Source organism: Amycolatopsis sp. NPDC003731 (assembly GCF_053586895.1).
Genome location: NZ_JBSFNC010000303.1, coordinates 1 through 2,106 on the forward strand (window position 1 = coordinate 1; position 2,106 = coordinate 2,106).

Annotated in this window: 2 protein-coding genes; both read right to left on the bottom strand. The window is 71.4% G+C overall.

Going from position 1 to position 2,106, the window contains the following annotated elements; all coding sequences use genetic code 11:
* Positions 1-137: 137 nt before the first annotated feature.
* On the bottom strand, positions 138-983 hold the full coding sequence (hisG, locus tag ACWDN5_RS46705) for an ATP phosphoribosyltransferase (RefSeq protein WP_310972959.1): 846 nt from the start codon (positions 981-983) through the stop codon (positions 138-140).
* Between the two features lie 43 nt (positions 984-1,026).
* Complete coding sequence (locus ACWDN5_RS46710; RefSeq protein WP_013226745.1) at positions 1,027-1,290, bottom strand: phosphoribosyl-ATP diphosphatase; 264 nt, start codon at positions 1,288-1,290, stop codon at positions 1,027-1,029.
* Positions 1,291-2,106: the final 816 nt, after the last annotated feature.

Consider the following 2,106-nt stretch of genomic DNA (forward strand, 5'->3'; position numbering starts at 1 on the left):
AACGCCACCTCACCAACACCATCTACCCAGCCCTGCTCAACGACCACCACCGACTACAAACCACAACTTGACATAGAAGCTTCATTCGGGACGTCGGAGGTCCCGAATGGGTCATTCGCGGCAGCGGGCGACCGGGGTCAGAGGCGGCAGGAGCGGATGTCGGAGGCCAGGATCGCCTTCGCGCCGACCTCGGCCAGCTCGTCCATGATCAGGTTGACCTTCTTGCGCGACACCATCGCGCGCACGGCCACCCAGTCGTCGTCGGCCAGCGGCGCCACCGTCGGCGACTCCAGGCCCGGCGTGATCGCGATCGCGCGCTCGACCAGCGTCCGCGGGCAGTCGTAGTCGAGCATCATGTACTGCTGCGCGAACACGACCCCGCGCAGGCGCGCGGCCAGCTGCGACTTCGCCTTGCTCTCCCCGGTGCCCCGGCGCTGCAGCAGCACCGCTTCCGAGACGCAGATCGGGTCGCCGAAGGCCACCAGGTTGTTCTGCCGCAGCGAGCGCCCCGACTCGACGACGTCCGCGATCGCGTCCGCCACGCCGAGCTGGATCGAGATCTCGACGGCGCCGTCGAGGCGGATCACCTCGGCCTCGACACCGTGGCGGGCGAGGTCGTCGCGGACCAGCCGCGGGTAGGACGTCGCCAGCCGCTTGCCGTGCAGGTCCGCCGGCTTCCACTCGCGGCCGGCCGGGGCCGCGTAGCGGAACGTCGAACCGCCGAAGCCCAGCGCCTGGATCTCCTCGACCGGGGCGCCGGAGTCGAGTGCGAGGTCGCGGCCGGTGATGCCGAGGTCGAGCTCGCCGGAGCCGACGTAGATGGCGATGTCCTTGGGGCGCAGGAAGAAGAACTCGACCTCGTTGACCGGGTCGAGCACGGTCAGGTCGCGCTGCTCATGCCGCTTGCGGTAGCCCGCCTCGCCGAGCATCTCCGTCGCCGCGGCGGCGAGGGCTCCCTTGTTCGGCACGGCAACACGCAGCATTTCGCTCTTCTCCTCGTTCTTCGGGTTCTTCGGGGACCACCCGTCACAGGTAGCGGTAGACGTCCTCGGTCGACAGGCCGCGGCCGAGCATCAGCACCTGCACCCGGTACAGCAGCTGCGAGATCTCCTCGGCGAGCCGCTCGTCGGACTCGTGCTCGGCGGCGATCCACACCTCGCCGGCTTCCTCGAGCACCTTCTTGCCCTGGGCGTGCACCCCGGCATCGAGGGCGACGACGGTGCCGGACCCGTCGGGACGGGTACGCGCGCGCTCGGCAAGCTCCGCGAACAGCTCATCGAAGGTCTTCACGATGCGGAATCCTTCCATCCCGCACCCCGCGGCGCCGCCCCGCCCCGCCGCGGATGCAGCCCATCTCACACGCCCGTGGACGCCGGCTCCCACGGGTTGAGATCGCTCCACGAAAGGGTGGCCACACTCGGCCCGGCAGCGGCTGGGCCGGGCTCGGGCGCCCAGGCATCGATTCCGCGCACCGCACCGCACCGGATCGCCGAGCGTCGACGCGGCCACGGGACTTCCGCACCCGCCGACGGATCGCCGAGCGTCCCCGCCGCCGCAGGACTTCCGCACCCGCCGACGGATCGCCGAGCGTCCCCGCCGCCGCAGGACCTGGAGGCGGACCTCGGCGCCGGAGGCGGTCGCGGCGGTGTGCGCGAACTTTCCGCACCCGCCCGCCGAGGCTCCCCGCCGCAGGATCTCCCACGCGCCCTCCGCCGAACCTCCGCACCCCGCCGCCGGGCTTCGGGGCACGGCCCGCGACGCCACCGGCCGCCCGGCGCCGTTCGCCTCAAAGCCCCACCGGTTCGCGGCCGAGCCTCACTGGTGGACGTTGGGGGGTGGACAGGCGTATGCGTCTTGTCTGCACCCCGGGTCTGCCGGGTCACTGCAGGGCTGAGCGCGTCACCCGATGGGGATGACCTGGCTGAGAGTTGCAGGGCCCGGCAGCCCGGGACGTGCAGATCGGCCATAGGGCTTTGCGCCACGGCTTGCCGGCCTGGAGCGCCTCAGCGACCGACCGACCGTCACGTCCCGGACCGGAGTGCTGATTTCCGTGGGCTGACGGAAAGGAGCACACCATGGAGGCTACGCCCGCGTTCGCCGGAATCG